The sequence below is a fragment of the Prolixibacter sp. DSM 2831 genome (genome assembly GCF_056493735.1).
Genome location: NZ_CM151379.1, coordinates 3,672,337 through 3,691,252, shown reverse-complemented (window position 1 = coordinate 3,691,252; position 18,916 = coordinate 3,672,337). Strand labels below are relative to the sequence as shown.

At 42.0% G+C, this 18,916-nt stretch carries 10 protein-coding genes; 6 read left to right on the top strand and 4 right to left on the bottom strand.

All coding sequences use genetic code 11. From position 1 onward, the window contains the following. Window positions 1–18 precede the first annotated feature (18 nt). Window positions 19–1,344, top strand: coding sequence for an MATE family efflux transporter (locus AC060N_RS15070; protein ID WP_479524550.1), 1,326 nt, complete (start codon window positions 19–21; stop codon window positions 1,342–1,344). Between the two features lie 478 nt (window positions 1,345–1,822). Here AC060N_RS15070 and AC060N_RS15065 read toward each other — a convergent pair whose 3' ends face one another. From AC060N_RS15065 to AC060N_RS15050, 4 genes are all read right to left on the bottom strand, one after another. Beyond that, on the bottom strand, window positions 1,823–7,054 hold the full coding sequence (locus tag AC060N_RS15065; RefSeq protein WP_479524549.1) for a helicase-related protein: 5,232 nt from the start codon (window positions 7,052–7,054) through the stop codon (window positions 1,823–1,825). Then, window positions 7,044–7,451 (bottom strand): DUF1896 family protein, encoded by a 408-nt coding sequence (locus AC060N_RS15060; protein ID WP_479524548.1) that lies wholly within the window; start codon window positions 7,449–7,451, stop codon window positions 7,044–7,046. The genes AC060N_RS15065 and AC060N_RS15060 overlap by 11 nt, the downstream gene beginning before the upstream one ends. Window positions 7,452–7,715: 264 nt before the next feature. After that, window positions 7,716–9,809 (bottom strand): type IA DNA topoisomerase, encoded by a 2,094-nt coding sequence (locus AC060N_RS15055; RefSeq protein WP_479524547.1) that lies wholly within the window; start codon window positions 9,807–9,809, stop codon window positions 7,716–7,718. 38 nt (window positions 9,810–9,847) lie between these two features. Then, entirely contained in the window at window positions 9,848–11,275 is a 1,428-nt protein-coding gene (locus AC060N_RS15050; RefSeq protein ID WP_479524546.1) for a DUF3945 domain-containing protein, read from the bottom strand. A gap of 696 nt (window positions 11,276–11,971) precedes the next feature. On the opposite strand from AC060N_RS15050, the gene AC060N_RS15045 reads away from it, so the two are divergent. The 5 genes from AC060N_RS15045 to AC060N_RS15025 all read left to right on the top strand — a co-directional run bounded on the left by AC060N_RS15045 (window position 11,972) and on the right by AC060N_RS15025 (window position 18,893). After that, the gene (locus AC060N_RS15045) at window positions 11,972–12,715 is read left to right on the top strand and encodes a sensor histidine kinase (RefSeq protein WP_479524545.1); all 744 of its coding nucleotides are present in this window, start codon (window positions 11,972–11,974) and stop codon (window positions 12,713–12,715) included. Window positions 12,716–13,028: 313 nt separating this feature from the next. Next, window positions 13,029–13,442 carry a Fur family transcriptional regulator gene (locus AC060N_RS15040; RefSeq protein ID WP_479524544.1) on the top strand — a complete coding sequence of 138 codons (414 nt, stop codon included), beginning with the start codon at window positions 13,029–13,031 and terminating at the stop codon, window positions 13,440–13,442. A 70-nt stretch (window positions 13,443–13,512) separates the two neighbouring features. Next, window positions 13,513–13,911: a hypothetical protein gene (locus tag AC060N_RS15035; RefSeq protein ID WP_479524543.1), complete on the top strand. Its 399-nt coding sequence runs from the start codon at window positions 13,513–13,515 to the stop codon at window positions 13,909–13,911. Window positions 13,912–13,982: 71 nt separating this feature from the next. Continuing rightward, window positions 13,983–14,450 (top strand): hypothetical protein, encoded by a 468-nt coding sequence (locus tag AC060N_RS15030; protein ID WP_479524542.1) that lies wholly within the window; start codon window positions 13,983–13,985, stop codon window positions 14,448–14,450. Window positions 14,451–14,489: 39 nt separating this feature from the next. Continuing rightward, window positions 14,490–18,893 (top strand): CusA/CzcA family heavy metal efflux RND transporter, encoded by a 4,404-nt coding sequence (locus AC060N_RS15025; RefSeq protein WP_479524541.1) that lies wholly within the window; start codon window positions 14,490–14,492, stop codon window positions 18,891–18,893. The last annotated feature ends 23 nt before the right edge of the window (window positions 18,894–18,916 follow it).

Genomic DNA, 18,916 nt, shown 5'->3' with positions numbered 1-18,916 from the left:
AGTAAAAATCAGTAAGTCATGAGTACCATGCAATATTCCCTAAAGGAAAGTTCTATTCCTAAGCTACTTTTAGTATATGCAGGACCGGCAGTTCTTGGTCTTTTAATAAATGCGCTTTATAATATTGTCGACCGTATTTTTGTGGGGCAATTTGTAGGAGCAGAGGGTATAGCGGCGGTGACATTAACTTTTCCGGTGTTTCTTTTTCAATTTGGTTTCATCGTCTTGTTTGGCAGTGGAACAGGAGTTTTAATCTCAAAATATTTAGGTGAATCTCGCCCCGACAAAGCAGAAAAAGCACTTGGAACGATGATGGCAGGCCTTTTGATTACCATTGTTTTGTTTACTTCTGCCGGATTGCTGTTTTACAAACCTTTACTACACGCGTTTGGTGCTCAGGGAGAGCTTCTTCAAATATCGGGCGAATATCTGCAGATAATCATTTTTGGCTTTCCTCTTTCCTTTTTTATTGCGCTGGAGTTTACCTGCCGTGCCGAAGGAAATCCTCGTTTGCCTGCTTTCTTAATTTTAATTTCATCGCTCATAAACGTTTCCCTCGACCTTGTATTTATGAAATATTTACAGATGGGGATTAGTGGAGCTGCTCTGGCAACAGTTATCGCACAGAGTGTAAATGCCATCCTTTTACTCAGATACTACCTCAGTGGAAAAAGCCTGATTAAAATAGAATGGAAAAATATTAGACTGCAGAAAAACATGATTCTCCCCATTTTTTCCCTGGGTTTAGCTCCCTTTATTATGGATGTGTCCAGCAGTATACAAAATGTAACTGCCAACAATTTGCTACTTCAGTCGGGAGGAACTTTTGCGGTTGCGGCAATGGGAATTATTTTTAGTGTGAATGTTATCTTTCAGATGACTGCACTGGGAACCGGCGATGGTATGCAGCCCATTGTAAGCTTTAACTTTGGTGCGAAAAACCTCGATCGCAGCCGTAAAACCTTACTATACGCCATGAGTATAGTGGGTTTAATCGGGATGTTAGGATTGATTGTACTGGAACTGTTTCCCAATATAATCATCGGAATTTTTATTGATGATAACAAGGGTGTCATCAATATTACCCGAATAGCTTTACGTATTTTCGCCCTATCTATCCCTTCTTACATGGTTCAAATTGTGGTTACCCGTTATTTTCAGGCGCTACACGAAAAAAGGATTGCTACATTTTTCGCTTTTCTGCGTCCTGTTGTGCTATTTATTCCTATAATATATAGCCTAAACTACATGTGGGGCTTAAACGGTATTTGGGTCTCTTTTGTGATTAGCGATAGTTTGGCTACTTTTGTTTCCTTGCAATTTATTCAAAAATATCAAATTTAATTTGGCAACCAAAGGTTTTTGATTCCAGCCCTTGAACAAAATCATAAAATAAAATTGAAGTAAAAAAACGACACGATAAGTTGAGTATAGCATGTTTTTGTAACCTGCCTCCTTAACAACAGAGTTTCCTAACCAATGAAAAAGGAAATGAATTAGTTGATGACGTTTTTTGGGACAATGACCCAGAAGCCGATAAACTTATTCCAAACGGTCAAGATGTTGGAGACTATAATTCAGTAATCAATCTGTAATTTCGATAAAGGATGCCAATCTTAATAAAGACCGGTGGTACCTGCAAGCGAGCGTTCATTTATTGTATGTGCATGAAATTATTTTCAGCCGGAGAATGGCATGCAGAGCTAGGTCCTTGTCAATCGTCCTTTGATGCCTTTATCAATTAGTTGAATATTGTGAACCTTCTCTAATGAATATTAACCAATTCATTCATCAGCTATATTCAAACTAAGTCAGTTGTAAACTACAACCTGCATCCTTTCGGCTGGTAAAAGTTTCTTGTTTCTTCCACTTCAACCATCTCTTTTTCCTTTTCAGCTTTCTCCGGACTACTTTCCTTTGGCTGGCTTTGCCTTTCAAGCGAAACCTTAATTTTACGTTCCAGTACCGAAAGTTCCGTTTTCAGTTTATTAAGTTCTTCTTCTTTCCGCCATTTCCCGTTAACTACCTCCTGCAAAACAGGGATGTCCTTTTTAAGCTTTTCATTTTGAATTTGGTGGTTTTCTATCAATTCAGGGATTTTATGCAGGGCATTCAAAAAGTTCATGGAAGCCAGTTTAGGGTCCCTGGCTATCCTGCCATTGTTGTAGGTATATTTTATAACACTTTGCCCCTGGATAAAAAAACGGTTATCAATGTAATTGTCATCGCTAAAAAATGAGCCGTCTATAGCCGACAGTTCTGATTTTACCAATAGCCGAAAGCTATAAAGTTCCCCAATTTTCTGATATTCGCCCTTAGTATTGAAAGTATCATTTATCTGGTTAAGTTTTGCCCCAACAACTTCATAAGCGGAAGTATTCAACCCATCCAGATGTACGGGATTTAATAAATTTTCATTGTCATCTTTCTGTAAGCGTCGCTGTAAGAATTGCCAATCGGCTGTCATTTCTTCAATAACCGTATTGCTGTGTTTTATGGCGTGCTGTATTTCACTGAGTTTGTATTCAGAGGAACTCCGGGAGCGGTAGAAGGCTTTGCGTTCACTTTCCATCGCTGTAATTTTCTTCTCCAGTTTTGCTTTTTCCAATAATTCGGTATTGCCGGACAAAATAGCCACATATTCCGAAAAGTTCATACCCGAGTTTTCGCCCATAGCGCCTTCGTCAATGGTGCGGGTACCCATATTGTTAGACTTTAGCTGACGGATAAACAATTGTTTGTTGGCCAGCAGGTTGAACTTATAGGAATCCAAAGACTTTTCTACGGCATATATAAAAGTGTCCACCTTATTTCCGGCAAAGGCTTTGGCAATTTCGTTGCCTTTCCGCACTGCCCGCCCATTTCGTTGCTCCAAATCGGAAGGGCGCCATGGAATGTCCAGGTGATGGATGGCCACCGCCCTTTTCTGTGCATTTACCCCTGTGCCGAGCATATCGGTAGAACCAAACAAAACCCTAACCTGCCCACTGTTCATACCTCTGATAATTTCTTTTCGAACTTTATCGGTTTTGGCTTCCTGTATAAACCGGACTTCGCGGGCCGGGATGCCGTGTTCTTCATATAACTTTCGCTTAATCTCGCTGTAAACATTCCATTCTCCCGGCTTGTAAGTCCCTAAATCAGAAAATACGAACTGTGTCCCTTTTTGCTGTTGGTAGCTCCGGTAGTAAAGGGCTATATTGGTTGCGCAATGCGAAGCTTTATTGTCAATGTGGTCTTCATAATGCGGGCTTATCATCCGCATATCCAGGCTCATTTTGCGGGCATAATCGGTTGCAATCAGCATCTTGGCTTTTTCCTCCCTTTCCGTCAAGGGCGCCCTTCCCAAAATTGTTGCATCCCCGTTTTGGGCAAAAGCCATCAGCCTTTTTATAAAATCTTCCTGGTCAGGCGTGGGTGGAATGTGGTAAAGCTGTTCGTTCATCTCCGGCCGGTCAATGCCCACATCTTTGGCTGTGCGGTAGTCGGTTATTTCAGAATAGAAAGCAGCCAGTTCCGGGACTTTAATAAAATAGCGGAAACGCTCTTTCTGCACAATCTGGTTGGTTACGGAAAATTCAAAATTGGCAGTTTTTTTTGTGTAGATGGCCGCCCAGGCATCAAAGCAATGAATATCCTGCCGGGCGAGGGCTTCAGGGCGCAGGTATTTAAACAACAGGTACAGTTCCGTCAGCGAGTTGCTGATGGTTGTCCCTGAAAGAAAAGTCGCCCCTAAATCTTTGCCCTTGTTTGCTTGTATGGTACGGATAGCAAACAACAGGTTTAAGGCACGCTGGCTTCCCTGCGAATTGCCCAGCCCTGCCACACGGTCGTGGCGGGTATTGAACATGAGGTTCTTGAATTTATGGCTTTCATCAACAAACAGGTGGTCTATGCCCATTTGTTTAAAATCCACAATATCATCGGTGCGTTGTTCTATCTGGTGTGCAATATTTTTAAGTTTTACCTCCAGGTTGGACTGGCGTTTTAACAAACCCTTCAGCATGGCATTCGACACATTGGCCCCCTGGTTTTTGAGTACTTGCAGGTTTTCTTCCACGCTGTCCAGTTCCTCCTGTAATATGCGTTGCTGCATTTCCGGCGACTGTGGAATTTTCTGAAATTGGTCGTGGGTCAGGATGATGGCGTCCCAGTTGTTGTTTTTTATGTCATGAAAAATTTTCAGACGTTTTTGCGGGGTAAAGTCCTGTTTGCCCGGATATAGTATTTTGGCATGGGGATAAGCTGTTCGGAATGTTTCCGCTATTTCGTGCACATTGGCTTTCAACCCGATAATCATTGGTTTTGAAGCGATATTCAGACGTTTCATCTCGTAGGCGGCGCAACACATTATCAGGGTTTTGCCTGCCCCTACCTCGTGGTCGCAAATCCCACCGCTGTTTTGCTTTAACATCCAAATGGCATCTTTCTGGCTGTCGTACAAATCCGTTATGCCCAGCCCTTTTAAGTCCAGGCCGGGGAATGACTGGTGGCTGCCCTTATATTCAGGACGGACAAAGCAGTTAAATTTATTGTTGTACAGCCCGGCCAACCGTTGTTTAAACTCCGGTGACTGCCCGTAAAGCCACTCGGTAAAACCTTCACGTATTTCGTCAATTTTGCTACCGGCCATCTGGATAGCTTCATTGTCGGGGACTTTTACCTCTTTGTCATCTACAGTAATGGTTTTGGTAATGTTGGGGGTGGTATTGAGCAGCGCATGTTTCAAGAGCGCCATCCCGTTATATGAACGGCTTTGGCTGCGTACGCAAAACTTGTCGTGGATTTGGGCAGTATAATGGCCTGCTTCCACTGAAAACTCGTCAAGGTTCGGGAGATAGTGTACTTTCACATCGGTATCGAACAGATAAGAGGCATATTTTTCATAAATCCCGGTGGGTATCCAGCGTTCACCAAGATTAAAATCCAGTTGTTCAAAAGAAATTGGTTCAGGGATGACTTTTTCCAAAGCATTATAAGCTTCAATTGCTTCCTGTTTATTTATAATAGCGGGATTACCGTCATTTTCTTCCAGGTATTTTTTTATTAAACCTGCCTTTTGTACCACGTTCCCGGCCAGAAATTTGTCAGCAGTTTCATAGCTTCCCTCCAAAGGATTAAACCAGATATGCCCGTGCAATTGTTCTTTAACCTCTGAAATTTCCATACCTGTCTGCCGGGCCATAAAATCCAAATCCACATTTCCGGTCCGGTTTAGCGACAAAGCCAACGCTTCTTCCGGGCTGATATTTTCTGCCTGGTTTGAATTGGAAAAGCTCACCGGGGTGAGGAAAATATCGGCTTTTTCTGCCTTACCATCAATGTATCGCTCCAAAGCCAAAACAGATAACGCCCCTTTGTCCATTTTAATGGCTTTCAGGTTGTCCGGGGCATTCAGGAAACCATGCTTTTGGACAAAAGTATCGTATTGGTTGTTTAGCAATTTTCGTATTTCGGAGTTCTCTTTTTTCTCCGTAGCTTCAAAATGGTAGAGTTGCTCGTAGGCATCCCTTATTTCGATGTAAGAACGAATAATGCCCCTTTGTTTTTGCCCGATGTCCAGGGGATGAAAAATGGTACCCTTATCATTTATGTTCCGTAAATACCCCACTTGTGAACCATTAACTGCTACAAGGCTGCCATCGCTGAGAAAATGGTGCAGTTCCCCCTCAAAGGGGCGTGGTTCAAAATTTTCTTTTTGGGGTTTTTCCTTCCGGTTATTCGATGCAGCTTCAAACTGGTCAAACAGGCTGAGTTGCGTTGCGCCACCGGGTTGCAATTTTACAGTATGCGGTGGGTTGTTTTTAGTTTCTTTTTTTTGAGAGCTTACTCCCTGCTGTGCTGATTGTGTCTGTTGTGGCGGTTTAGATTGAACTTTATCCTGTTGGCTCTTATCACTATGGTGGCTAAACAGTCCAATATCCAGGTAGCGGGACATGTCATTTTGCAGCATATTTTGCATGTCCCCTGCAATTCCTTTCACCCCTCCTTCATGTTCGTATATCCAGGCTGGTTTTCCGTAAGGGTCGGAATCAATAAACCCCTTGGTGTGCACAATTCGCTGCATGTCCTGATAATAATCGTTTACAATAATACCGGAAGAGAGCGGACGGCTGTGGATGAATGCTTCTTCCCGGTCGGAGATGCGTTCTTTGTAGCCGTTTTTTTGAAGGATGATAAGGTCGCTCCCCACATCAGTCCCCGCATAATCTGAAAAGAGGTTATTGGGCAGACGAACGGCAGATACCAGGCTGCATTCGCCCATTAACCAGTTGCGCACTGGTTGGTTTTTCGGGGAATCCATCACTCCCTGTGAAGTAATAAAGGCCAGTATGCCCCCTTCCCGAAGGGTTTTGACTGCTTTGAGGAAAAAGTAGTTGTGGATGGCCCCGGTTGCCATTTTTTCGGCGATTACCGATGAAGCATGAAACGCAGGGTCGAAAACGGCAACATCCCCGAAAGGGATATTGGAAGCTGCCAAATCAAAATAATTATTGCGGCTTTCCCTGATATTTTCATAGCCTTCTACTTTGATTGTGCTATCAGGATAAAGATAGCCAAGCATTTTGCCGGTGAGCAAATCCTTTTCAAAACCAACAGTTTCTTCAATGGTTTCCTGATTATTAAAAGCTGACAAAAATTCGCCCATCCCGGCAGAGGGGTCTAAAAAACGACCGGGTATTATCCCTGCATTACTCAATGAATCTGCCAGTGCGGTTACAATTTCCGGTGGCGTGTAAAAAGCAGACAAAACCGAATTTTTCAGGCTGTTGTAAAACTGCCGGTACTGGTTCCTGTCTGTGCTGTTTTCATAGATAACTTTATGCAGTTCCCTGACCAGTGGGAACAACGGCAAATCAGATTTTGTCCAGCGCATGGCATCACTTAAATCCTTTACAGGGTTCAGTACACATTTTAAACCGCCAAAGCCGGAAAATCTCCGCAAAACTGCCAGTTCTTCGCCGGAGGGTTGCCTGTTTCCTTTTTCCAGGCGGAAAAGTGTGCGGATGGCCTGTGTATTATCCAGCAGGTGTTGTCTTTTGTTATAAGCCATACGCAACAATTTTTCCGGTTAATTCCGTATATAATTTTTCATATTCCGGGGTGTCCTCAAAACTGTCGTGTAGGTCATAAGTTGCAAAGACATCTTTGCACAGGGGCAGTAGTTCCAGTGCATACTGTTGAATTTTTTCATCGCTTACCGTATCTGAAAATTCTTCGGACAGTACCTCAAAAAGCGCATTGTATCTTGAGAAGTGTAGCCCGCGGAGTAACTCTGCGTTAGCCAGCTCCTCTGCTTCAATATGATTTGCCCCGTTTCGGATGGCTTCTGAATAAGCCTCTGCAGCCAGTTCACTGCGATGCCGGATAAATTGCCGGTCGTTGAGTTTATCGGGATGGTTTTCTTCCAGGAAAGTGATAAGGCGTAATTGAAAATATGAGAGTTCCATGATTTGTTGAGTTTTTAGTAATCACACTATTGAAAAGAAATTCTACTTTAACAGGAATACCGGTTGTTAACGGGAACCACTCCCGGAAAAGCAGGGTGGTGAAAGGGCGTGGCCGGTGTAAACCGTGAAACGCCCTTTTGCCTTCCTGCCCGGGATATGCGGGGTTCTTTGGCGTTTGTGAATGAAAAAAAACTGCCGCGTCCCCGGCGCAGCGGGGATATCGCCGCAGTTTTGAATGAGCAGGCGCCAAAGTACCGCAGAGCATCATTTACAGGTATCACTTCGGGTATTTAATGACTTTTTATCGGGTACAAATTCAAAACCTGTTTTAAAATCTTCCTTTAATACCAGAATTGCATTGAATGTATTCCCCTTATTGCTTTTGAAGCCTTTGATTTCGGGGGTCTTTCCATTGGACAGCAACTGACCGATTTGAGCATCGGTCAGTATTCTGCCATAAATATTTCGGAAAATGACAAGCCCGCAATCTGAATGGTCGCATTTGGCAACTTTGGAATAGAAAAACACGTTTCCTTTTTTGCATTTGGGGCAAACAACGCCGGGAGTATCATTTATTTCTATCCTAATTTTGCTGTGGAGCAGTTCTTCTGTGATTTGTGTTGTGTATTGCCGGATTCCCCGCAAAAATGTCCCGGCATCGATAGCCCCCTGTTCAATACGTGCCAGGTCATATTCCCAGTTGCCTGTCATTTCTACATCCGCAATTTTCATATCTTTTACAACGGCATAAACAGCGAGCCCTTTTTCGGTCGGGACAAGTGATTTACCGTTCCTTTTTATATATTCCCTTGCAAAAAGGATTTCGATAACGGCGGCACGTGTTGCCGGGGTACCAATCCCCACTGTGTTTAAACTTTTGCGGTAGTCTTCGTTGTCCAGTTCTTTTCCGGCATTTTCCATGGCTGACAACAAAGCGGCTTCGGTCAGCAATGGTTTCGGCCTGGTCCGCTTTTTAAGAATTTCAGCCCTGGTTATTGGCAGCTGTTCCCCTTCGGAAAATTCAGGTAGCGCTGTTTCGTTTTCTTCGCAGGCATTCAGCACTGCACGCCAGCCTTTGGTTGTGGTAACGGTTCCGTTGGCTTTTAACTCAATGCCGTTACAATTGAATACAACCAGGGTTATTTCTTTTTGACAATTCGGGGAGAAAGCTTCCAGCATCCGTCCGGCTATCATATCATATACTGCCTGTTCTTCTTTCTTTAAACCTATAGGTTTATTTTCTGTAATAAGCAATGCATGATGGTCGGTTACTTTTCCATCGTTGACACACTGGTCATTCAGCGGGTTCAGTTTTTTCGCATAATCGCCCAAAACCGGGTGCTGGTGCAACGTCGAAATTAATGCAGGTATCTCTTCGAAAACATCCCCCGGTATAAACCTGCTTCCGGTACGTGGATAAGTGATGAGTTTGTTTTCGTAGAGTTTCTGGGCAACAGACAAAGTTTGGGTAGCCGAAAAACCCAGCCTGCTGTTGGCATCTTTTTGCAGGGCGGTTAAATCGTAAAGCAACGGGGGTTTTTCGGTACGTTGTTTGGTTTCAACAGTGGAAACTTTTAACTGCCCGGAATCCCTTATTACCTGCAAAACCTGTGTTGCTTTTTCTTCATTTTCAAATTCTGTAGTAACCGGGGCTTTAACTACCAGGCCATCTTTTTCAAGTTCAGCCTCCACAACCCAAAAGGGCTTTGGAACAAAATTTTTGTTCTCCAGAAATCGTTTGCAGACCATTGCCAGTGTTGGGGTTTGTACCCGGCCAAGCGAATACAGCCCGTGCCCCGCATTTAAGGTAATCGCCTGCGTAGCGTTCATTCCCACCAGCCAGTCCGATTCGCTCCGGGCTTGGGCCGCCCGGTAAAGGTTATCATACTCATGCCCGCTTTTAAGGTTGTTAAGCCCCTGCCTGATTGCTTTGTCCGTCAGGCTGCTTATCCACAGGCGGGAAAAAGTTTTTTTGCACCCCAGGTAATTATAGATGTACCGGAAGATAAGTTCCCCTTCGCGCCCGGCATCGGTGGCCACGATAATGTGGTTGCACCGGTTGAAAACGGATTCGATAACTTCCAGTTGTTGTAACGTCCTTTTGTCAAACTGGTACGATTTGCCTGCCTTTATACTGCGTGGCGTTAAAATAAATTCTGCGGGGAGCATGGGCAGGTTTTCTTTTTGGAAACTGCCATAGCCATATTCTTCGGGCTTGGCCAGTCCAATTAAATGGCCTAAAGCCCAGGTAACCACACACCCGTTTCCTTCAAGGTATCCGTCGTGTCTCTTTGTTGCCCCTGCTATCCGGGCTATTTCTTTTGCTACACTTGGTTTCTCTGCTAATATTGCTTTCATATTTTTATTTTTTGCTATTTTTTTTGATTGCCGCAATTCTACACTTTGAGCCCTTTTGCTTTGGGTTTTTGCTGTTTGGCCTCTTCGCGTTGTTGTTTCTCGTTAGGCTTGGTTTGTCCCGGTTTCAGAGGTTCTTGTACATTTTTGGTGGCCTCGTTGGTTTTGCCTTGCGAATTGACGGCTTCCTGTGTCTTGTGGGCATTATCAGGTGTTTTCTCCTGTGCTTTGTCCGGGTTCCATTTAAAGAAATCAAGCTTCCCTTTTTCAGGATTTACTTTAATGTAGGCATTGTATTTTTCCCCCTTTTTATCGGTCAGTCCTTCCATATAAATGGTTTTTTCTACTTTCAGGTCGGCCTGTTGTTTTTCGGTGAGGCTTACCCCTCCGAGCTTCGTAGGAATCCTAAGGTTATTTTGTTGGTTTTGGACCTGGTTGTTAAAAATGAATTCCAGCCCCCGCTTTTCGGCATTGACCTGCAAGTGTGCAGAAAACTTTTTTCCACTCCGGGCTGTCATGTTTTCAACCAAAACTGCTTTGCCTTCCTGTAATTCCAGTTTTTGTTTATCGTCAAGGCGCACGCCTTTAATCTCATCCGGGATATTTATTTTATCGGCACGAAGGGCGACGATTTCGTTGGTCAGTTTATCAACGCTTACATATACCGGAAGCGTTGAACCGTCTGTCTTTTTCAGGTCGAGCACTTTCCCGAGGTTACCGGTTTCCGATAAAGCCTTTTTCTCCTGGTCGGTAAACTGATGGCCGTAAAACGGTTTGTCCAGTTCAGGTTGCTGGCGCACCCCGTGGACAGTAACGGTAAGTTTATCGTCTTCTCCTTTGCGGAATGCCAGCCTTGCCTGTGTATCTACACTAATCCCTTCCAAATCCATTTTTACGGGAAGCAAAGGGGATTTTCCATAGTTCAGCATCGTATCCAGGCATTTTCTTTTTTGCAGCATTTCTTTACTGACCCCCATTTTAGCCAGGCTGTCCCAGTCCACTTCGTTTTCTGATATGGCTGTTGGTTTCTTTTCAGGAGTTGATTGTGTGGTTCCTGGTTTTGAAGCTTGTTGATTGTGTTGTTCCGGATTTTGCTCTTTGTTTTGTTTTTTAAGGTAGTCATCGGGTTTTACCCGGTATTCGTCCAGCAGTTCTTTGCCCGATTCGTAGCCGTTTTTCAGGATGTCGCCGATAACAATGGACATTTCAGAAACACTGTTGATTGGAACTTTGAAAAAACTGAATTGGGTGGGGTTTTTGCATTGTCGCATGAAATTGGAAAAGAAGTTTTCCAGCGCATTGCCGTGCCTGTCGATTTGCAGGAAATCCGGGTTAGTTTTGTCCCGGGCCGATACGGTTTGGGGAGTCCCGTCTTTGTTCAGTTTCCCCGTTACAGCTTTTACAACCGGTTTGCCTTGTTCTTTTTCCTGGGCAACCAGTAAGGTTTCGGATGTTAAATCTTTGTCCATAATTTGTACATTTAGAATTTATAATGCACTGAAATTATGGCTTAGGAATGTTGATTATTAATTCGTTGTAGTACTTGTCCTGAATGATGTACGGTTTGTCTTTTGGTGAAATATGTTGACTTAAAAAGGTAACAGAGAAACTTTTTCTTCAATGAAGACCAAGAGAAAGGTCAGCAACGTATAGAAGCATAATTCGTATAAATAGAAATCTATACCAGTAAAAAACTATAATGATGGTACATAATTGCTGCTTTTCATTTTTGTGAAGGTAATTTTAATGTGAAACCAATTTTGTGTAAGTTTGGACGGTACAATTTTAAAAAGACCTGATATAGCAAATAACAAATAATACAAAATATTAAGATAGAAAGCGTTAGCTTTTATATTGGTATCAGAAAATCGCCATTTTTCAAATGCACCAAATTTAAAAGTAAGTCGCTCACGCTACGGGCGTGGGCTGTGCTTATTTGGTGCGTGGGTGTTTGGCGATACCTCTGATATCAGTAAGTCACGGTTCCACGCTTTTTTTTGCAGTTGTTGCAGGAACCGGTTAAAACAAAAATCGACCTTATGAGAAAACTTATATCCGCTATTTGTGCTTTACATTTACTTTTTCTAATTAAAAAGTCTTCACAAATTTCCGGGAAAATACTTGTCTTTAGTTAATTTAAACCAAAAAATACGCTACTGAAATCTATGAAAAAAAGAGCAAGGGAAAAGTTGGGGGAAGAAGAAACTGAAAAGGAAGTACAACAAACTGACAAATCTGGTATTAGTGAACTTCTTGCCACGACAGCCCATGACCTTCGGAATATTATAGGGGGAATTTACGGGCTAACGCAAATAATTGAAGAGGAACTGGAAAAGCACCCTAATCCTGAAATCAAAAAACTGACGGAGCTTATTACCAAACAGTGTGAACTCGGAATAGACGTTTCTACCGGGCTGGTTAAAAATTTCAAACAAGATATCTGCTCGTTGAAAGAATTACTTACTTCACAGGCAAATTTATACCAATACAAGGCCGACCGGAAAAATATAAATTTTGACACCGACTTTCCCGATGATGATATATATGCAGAGACAAAACCCGGATTGTTACTTCGGGTGCTCGATAATCTTTTTGACAATGCGGTAAAATTCACGCCCCGGGAAGGGCAGGTGATATTGGGTTTTAAACGCCGTGGACCAAAAGCCATTGTATTTATAAAAGATACAGGTATTGGCATTCCAGCAGATTTGCACCACCAACTGTTTAAAAAGTTCAAACAAATACAACGGCCAGGCACTGAAAACGAGCCCTCTTCGGGGCTGGGCCTTTCTATCAGTAAACAACTAAGCAAAGAATTAAAAGGAAAACTTTGGTTTAAAAGCACTGAAAATAAAGGGACAACATTCTACCTTTCGTTGTCAAGTTGCAACCCTCCGCCCAAAAAATAAATTATCTTTCGGGTCCTTCTGTTAAATCTCACTGTTTCTTCCATTTTTGGTTAAAAACTTCGAAAAGCCCCAATAAATGAAGCTTGCGATTTGCCCATTCGAAAGAAATATATAAATCGATATCAGGTATTCCATCAGCGTTTTACCCGTTGACAAAAAATTGTATTTTCGCCGTTTTTGAGCTTTAAGCTAAACATACTTAGCTTTTAGGCAGTTGTTAACAAGTTTAAGGGAATCTAAAAGCCGTAATTACCAGCCCAACCATGCTAAATTGTTATCTTTGAGCAAATAATAATAGCTCATTTTGGATAGAATGAACAAAGAAATAGACAACAAACTCAACTCGAAAAATATCAAGCCAACTGCAATGCGACAATTGGTTTTACAAGTTTTAACGGAGCAAAAAACAGCTATAAGCTTGCCCGAATTGGAACAAAAATTTGAAAAAGCAGATAAGGCAACTTTATATCGAACACTAAAAACATTTCAGGAAAATAAATTGATTCATTCCATTGAAGATGGTTCCGGCTCATTAAGATACGCGCTTTGTCAGGACAATTGCGAGTGCGACCCCGAAGACCTTCATGTTCATTTCCTTTGCACAAATTGCAATCAAACTTTTTGTTTAAACGACATTCCTGTTCCAACAATTAATCTCCCCAATAGCTTTTCCCTCGAAAGTGTGAATATGGTTGTTAAAGGCGTTTGCTCCAATTGTGAACGGTAACTTTGCAACCCGGTTGCATCAACAATTTAGTATCTTTGACGTTGTAATTTTTGAATAAAATTCTGACAGATTGAAATTAATGGAGAAACATACGGGTAATTTTCTTGTCCTGATTGCAGGGATAATTATTTTTGCCCATGCCGTTATTCCCCACCACCATCACTTCGATTCCATTGATTCGCATTCGCAAAATTCTCACTGTGAAACTTCAAATTCTGAAAAACACGGTGACAATCCTGAAACGCATTGCCACGCCTTAAATATTGTCGTTTCTGAAAAGCCTGGCAATTTAACTGTTGCGACATCAGTCGTATCGCAACCTGCTTTTGATTTGTCAATAACTCAACCAAAACCTAATTTACAATTAACAAGAAATTCATTAATCCTACCCATTCCTTTTAGGTTTTCTCCACCCGAACAAATATTCCTTACCAACCATTCATTAAGGGCGCCCCCCGCTACTGTTTAATTTCTTTTTGATTTTCTTATAAATCCGATAGAGAATTTTATCGGCAATAGTAATCACTTAATCTTTTAATTATGAAAAAGAAGAGATTAAGCAAGCATGAGTTGATTGAAAAGCAAAGGCTTGAAAATAAAAAATTTAACAGGACCATGCTGATAAGTTTCAGCATCCTTTTTCTATGCTCAATGTCAATTCTGACTTTTTATACCTATCGGTGCGACACAAGGTTAGCCTGGCGTAAAATGGTATGGTATGGTAAAGTAGTACCTAAGAATTGGATATGTATGAATGGGGATAATCTTCAAATCCATGAAAGCACCAAAGCGGTTTTTGATGACAAAATATACTATTTCTGTAGCCAGCAATGCTTCAATCATCTCGCGAAGCATTTCAGGGAAGTTGCTATTGTCGCTGATGCCGTTTCAGGAGATTCAATAAATAAATCGGATGCAATTATCGGTCTTAAAAAAAGAAATAAGCCCGAATTGGTTTATTTCAGGAATAAAGAAAACTTCAGAGAATATTATGAATCAAGACACTAAAAATAAACTCAAGTTTCAAACAAATAAAACAGATATGAAATGATAAACAAAATAATTTCTTTTTCAATAAAGAATAAATTTATTGTAAGCCTGATGCTTTTTGCCCTGATTGGGGGAGGTATTTATTCTTTAAAAACAGTCAACCTTGATTCGGTTCCCGATATTACCAACAATCAGGTGCAGGTAATTACCGTTTCACAGAATTTATCCACAGTTGACATCGAACAATTTGTTACCTATCCGGTAGAGCTGGCTATGGCCAATTTGCCGGGGGTTATTGAATTACGTTCAGTGTCACGGTTTGGCTTGTCTGTAGTAACAATTGTATTTAAAGACAATATGGGTACCTATTTGCCCAGGCAGGTTGTTCAGGAAAAACTTAATGCTGTAAAAGACGAGATACCTGCTCAGTTTGGCGAACCGTTTATGGGGCCTATTACGACAGGTTTGGGTGAGATTTTTCAATACACGATAAAGCCTAAAGCCGGTTATGATACCACATATACCCCAACCGAATTACGGACCATCCAGGATTGGATTGTAAAACGGCAAATGGCTTTAATCCCGGGTGTTGTTGAAGTAAATTCATTCGGGGGGAACATCAAACAATACGAAATAGCCCTGAATCCAGATAAATTAAATGCCATGGGTGTTTCAATTACCGAGGTTTTTGAAGCATTGGAAAACAACAATGTCAATACCGGAGGAGCTTATATCGAAAAAGGGCACATGGCCAATTTTATCAGGGGCGAAGGCTTAGCCAGGTCGTTGGACGATATAAAAAATATTGTAGTAAAAAACGAAAATGGAATACCCATATTAATTAGCGATGTGGCTGAACAGGTTCATTTTGGTAGCCAGGTTCGTTACGGCGCATTCACGCAGGAAGGGCATGAAGCCGTTGGGGGCATGGTTTTGCTGCTGAAAGGCGAAAACTCGAATAAAGTGATACAAAGCGTAAAAGCCCGTATTGCCAAAGTACAGAAGACTTTACCAAAAGGCCTGGAAATAGTTCCTTTTCTTGACCGTTCCGATTTAATTCAAAGAACGACAAGTACTGTCAGTAAAAACCTGATGGAAGGCGCCCTTATCGTCATATTTGTACTGGTTATTTTATTGGGAAGTTTGCGCGGGGGTCTGGTTACCGCTTCGGTTATCCCTCTTTCGCTGCTGTTTGCTTTTATTTTAATGAAGATATTTAATGTTTGGGCAAACCTGATGAGCCTTGGGGCAATTGACTTTGGTATTATCGTAGATGGCGCTGTGATAATCGTCGAGGGGACGGTCCATGAAATCGAGAAAAGGATAAAAGCGGGGAAAGAAAAATTTGGCCAGGCACAAATGGATGAACTAACTTATCATGCCTCCAGTACCATGATGAATTCCGCATTTTTCGGACAACTAATTATCCTGATTGTTTTTGCACCGATACTTTTTCTTACCGGGGTTGAAGGCAAAATGTTCCAGCCAATGGCTTTCACATTTGGGTTTGCCGTCCTTGGGGCTTTATTGCTCTGTCTTACATACGTCCCAATGATTTCATCCATTATAATGAGACCTTCAAAAAGCAAAACCAGTTGGTTCTCCCGTTTCGAAAATATTCTGGAAAAAATCAGCGGTAAATTGTTACACAGGATTCATGTTGCTTATGTACCGGTTCTTCAAATAGCGCTAAAACGTAAAATTGTAACCCTCGTTATTGCCATATCAATATTAGGAAGCGCCGTTTTTATTTTTACCCGGATGGGGGGCGAATTTATCCCAAGCCTTGATGAAGGGGATATAGCCATGCAAACGTTCCTTCGTCCCGGGAGTTCTTTGTCGGAAACAATTGACCGGGAAAAAGAAATTGAAAAAATTATTATGACAAATTTCCCGGAAGTAAAAACTATGGCTGCCCGGATTGGTGTTGCCGATATCCCAACTGACCCGATGGGATTTGACTTTACCGATAGCTTTATTATTCTTGAAAAAGATAAAAGCAAATGGGTTTCTGCAACAACAAAAGAAGAGCTGATAGAAAAAATCAGGGAAAAACTGGCTCATCTGCCTGGCCTTAATTTTACATTTAGCCAACCTGTTGAGTTGCGTTTCAATGAACTTTTAACGGGAGTAAGGGAAGATGTCGCAGTTAAATTATTTGGCGAAGATTTGGATGTGCTCTCTGAAAAGGGGGAGAAAATAGAGGAGATAATAAAAACAGTACCTGGTGCGGAAGATGTTACCCTTGAAAGGACTGCCGGATTACCGCAAATGACGGTACAATATGACCGGAGAAAAATAGCCCAATACGGTTTGGATATTGCCAAACTCAACAGGTATGTGAGTGCAGCTTTTGCAGGAAGCAGCGCAGGGGTGATTTTTGAGGGCGAAAGGCGTTTCGACATGGTTATCCGGCTTGATAAAGAACACCGGAAAAGCATTGAAGATTTAAGAAATTTATATGTTGACCTGCCTAACGGAAAGCAAATCCCTATTAAAGAAGTCGCTGAGATAGACTTTCAGCCCGGGGCAATGCAAATTTCAAGGGAAGGCACTTTTCGGAGAATTTATGTTGGAGTAAATGTCAGGGGAAGGGATGTTGAATCGGTAGTAAATGAAATTCAACAGAAACTGGATAAACAACTCGATTTGCCAGCCGGTTATTACATTACTTACGGCGGTGAATTTGAAAACCTGCAACGGGCAAAAAACAGGTTGTCGATTGTTTTACCTATTGCCTTAGCCCTGATTTTTATCCTCTTATATTTTGCCCTGCATTCGTTTCCCCAAACGGTAATGATTTACATGGCTGTGCCACTCGCTGCCATTGGAGGCATATTTTCCCTGTGGATTAGGGGAATGCCCTTTAGCATCTCCGCAGGGGTTGGGTTTATCGTCCTATTTGGTGTCGCCGTATTAAATGGCCTGGTTCTTATCAGTCGCTTCAATTCGCTTAAAAAGGAGGGTGTCGCTAATATTATGGAACGGATTTCCATCGGGACAGAAGAAAGGTTAAGACCCATCCTTCTAACTGCGACAGCAGCTATGTTGGGATTTTTGCCCATGGCAGTTTCAGCTTCAGCAGGTGCAGAAGTACAACGTCCTCTTGCAACTGTGGTAATTGGTGGTTTATTTAGTGCCACTTTCCTTACGTTGGTTGTAATTCCGGTATTGTATGCATTGGTTGAATCGTTCACGCAAAAAAGAAAACAAAGGCGTTTTAAAACTCCTAACGCAACGCTGATTATCTTGTTGTTTTTGAGCGTTGGGCTATTTTCTATTTCTCTAAATACCCAGGCACAGGAAACGGATTCCCTACCTCAAATTACAATTAATGAGGCAGTAAGCAGGGCAAAAAATAAATTTCCGTTGATAAAAGCTGCCCAACTTGAGATAAAAAACCAGGAAGCCCTGAAAAAGACAGCGTGGGATATCGGAAATACCGAGTTTTCAACAGGCGCTGAGGAAGTTGGTAACAACACGGATAATGGTATCTACAATACCATTTTGGTGAGACAGGAATTTGATGTTTTAAGTATCGGGGCTAAATCAAAGGTGCAGGACAAGCAGGTAGCTATTTCCCAAACTGCCCTTAACCTGACAGAACTGGAGCTTGTGCGCGAAGTTAGTATTGCCTGGGGTGAAGTGTACAGTGCAAAAAACCGGTACAGGCTTTATTTACAACTCGATTCTGTTTTCAGGAATTTTGAACGGGCTGCAAAGCTGCGCTACGAGACCCAGGCCACGTCAAAACTTGAATACCTGTCAGCATCAAACCAGGCCAAACAAATCACCGTCCAAAAGGAAAAATCAAGAATGGACTACCAAATTGCCCTGCAAAAATTAAATCTTTGGCTTGTTAGTGATACCGTCTTTACGGTCGACGACAATTCTATTAAAGATGCAGGCGTTCCGGGATATTTACCTTTGGATTCGATTTATCAACACCCTCAATTGCAACTTTATGAACAAAGGGTGCAATTGGCCGATGCAAGGATTAAGCTGGCAAAGGCCGGATACCTGCCTAAATTTACCGCCGAATATGGGAGCCAGAAAATCGGCACCCAAACCGGGTTTTATAAATACCAGTTCGGATTAAGCATCCCGCTTGTTTTCGCGTCACAATCAGGTAAAATCAAATCGGCAAAAATAGAAAGCAGTATTGCGAGGGAGAATTTTTACCAAAAAGAATTGGAAATCAACGCTGCGTATAAAAGCCTGTACGAAGATTATCAAAAGTGGCTTCGCACGTCGGAATACTACCGTGATGTGGCTTTACCTGTTGCAAAAGAACAAAAGCAGGGGGCAATCACATCCTACCGGGAAGGTGCAATTGATTATGTTACTTTCCTCCAAAACATGAGGGATGCCATGCAAATTGAATTCGATTACTGGGATGCAAATGCCAACTATCTCGATTCAAGGTTTAAGGTTGAATATTTTATAAATGCTTCAAAATAAAAAAAATGAAAATAGAAATAATA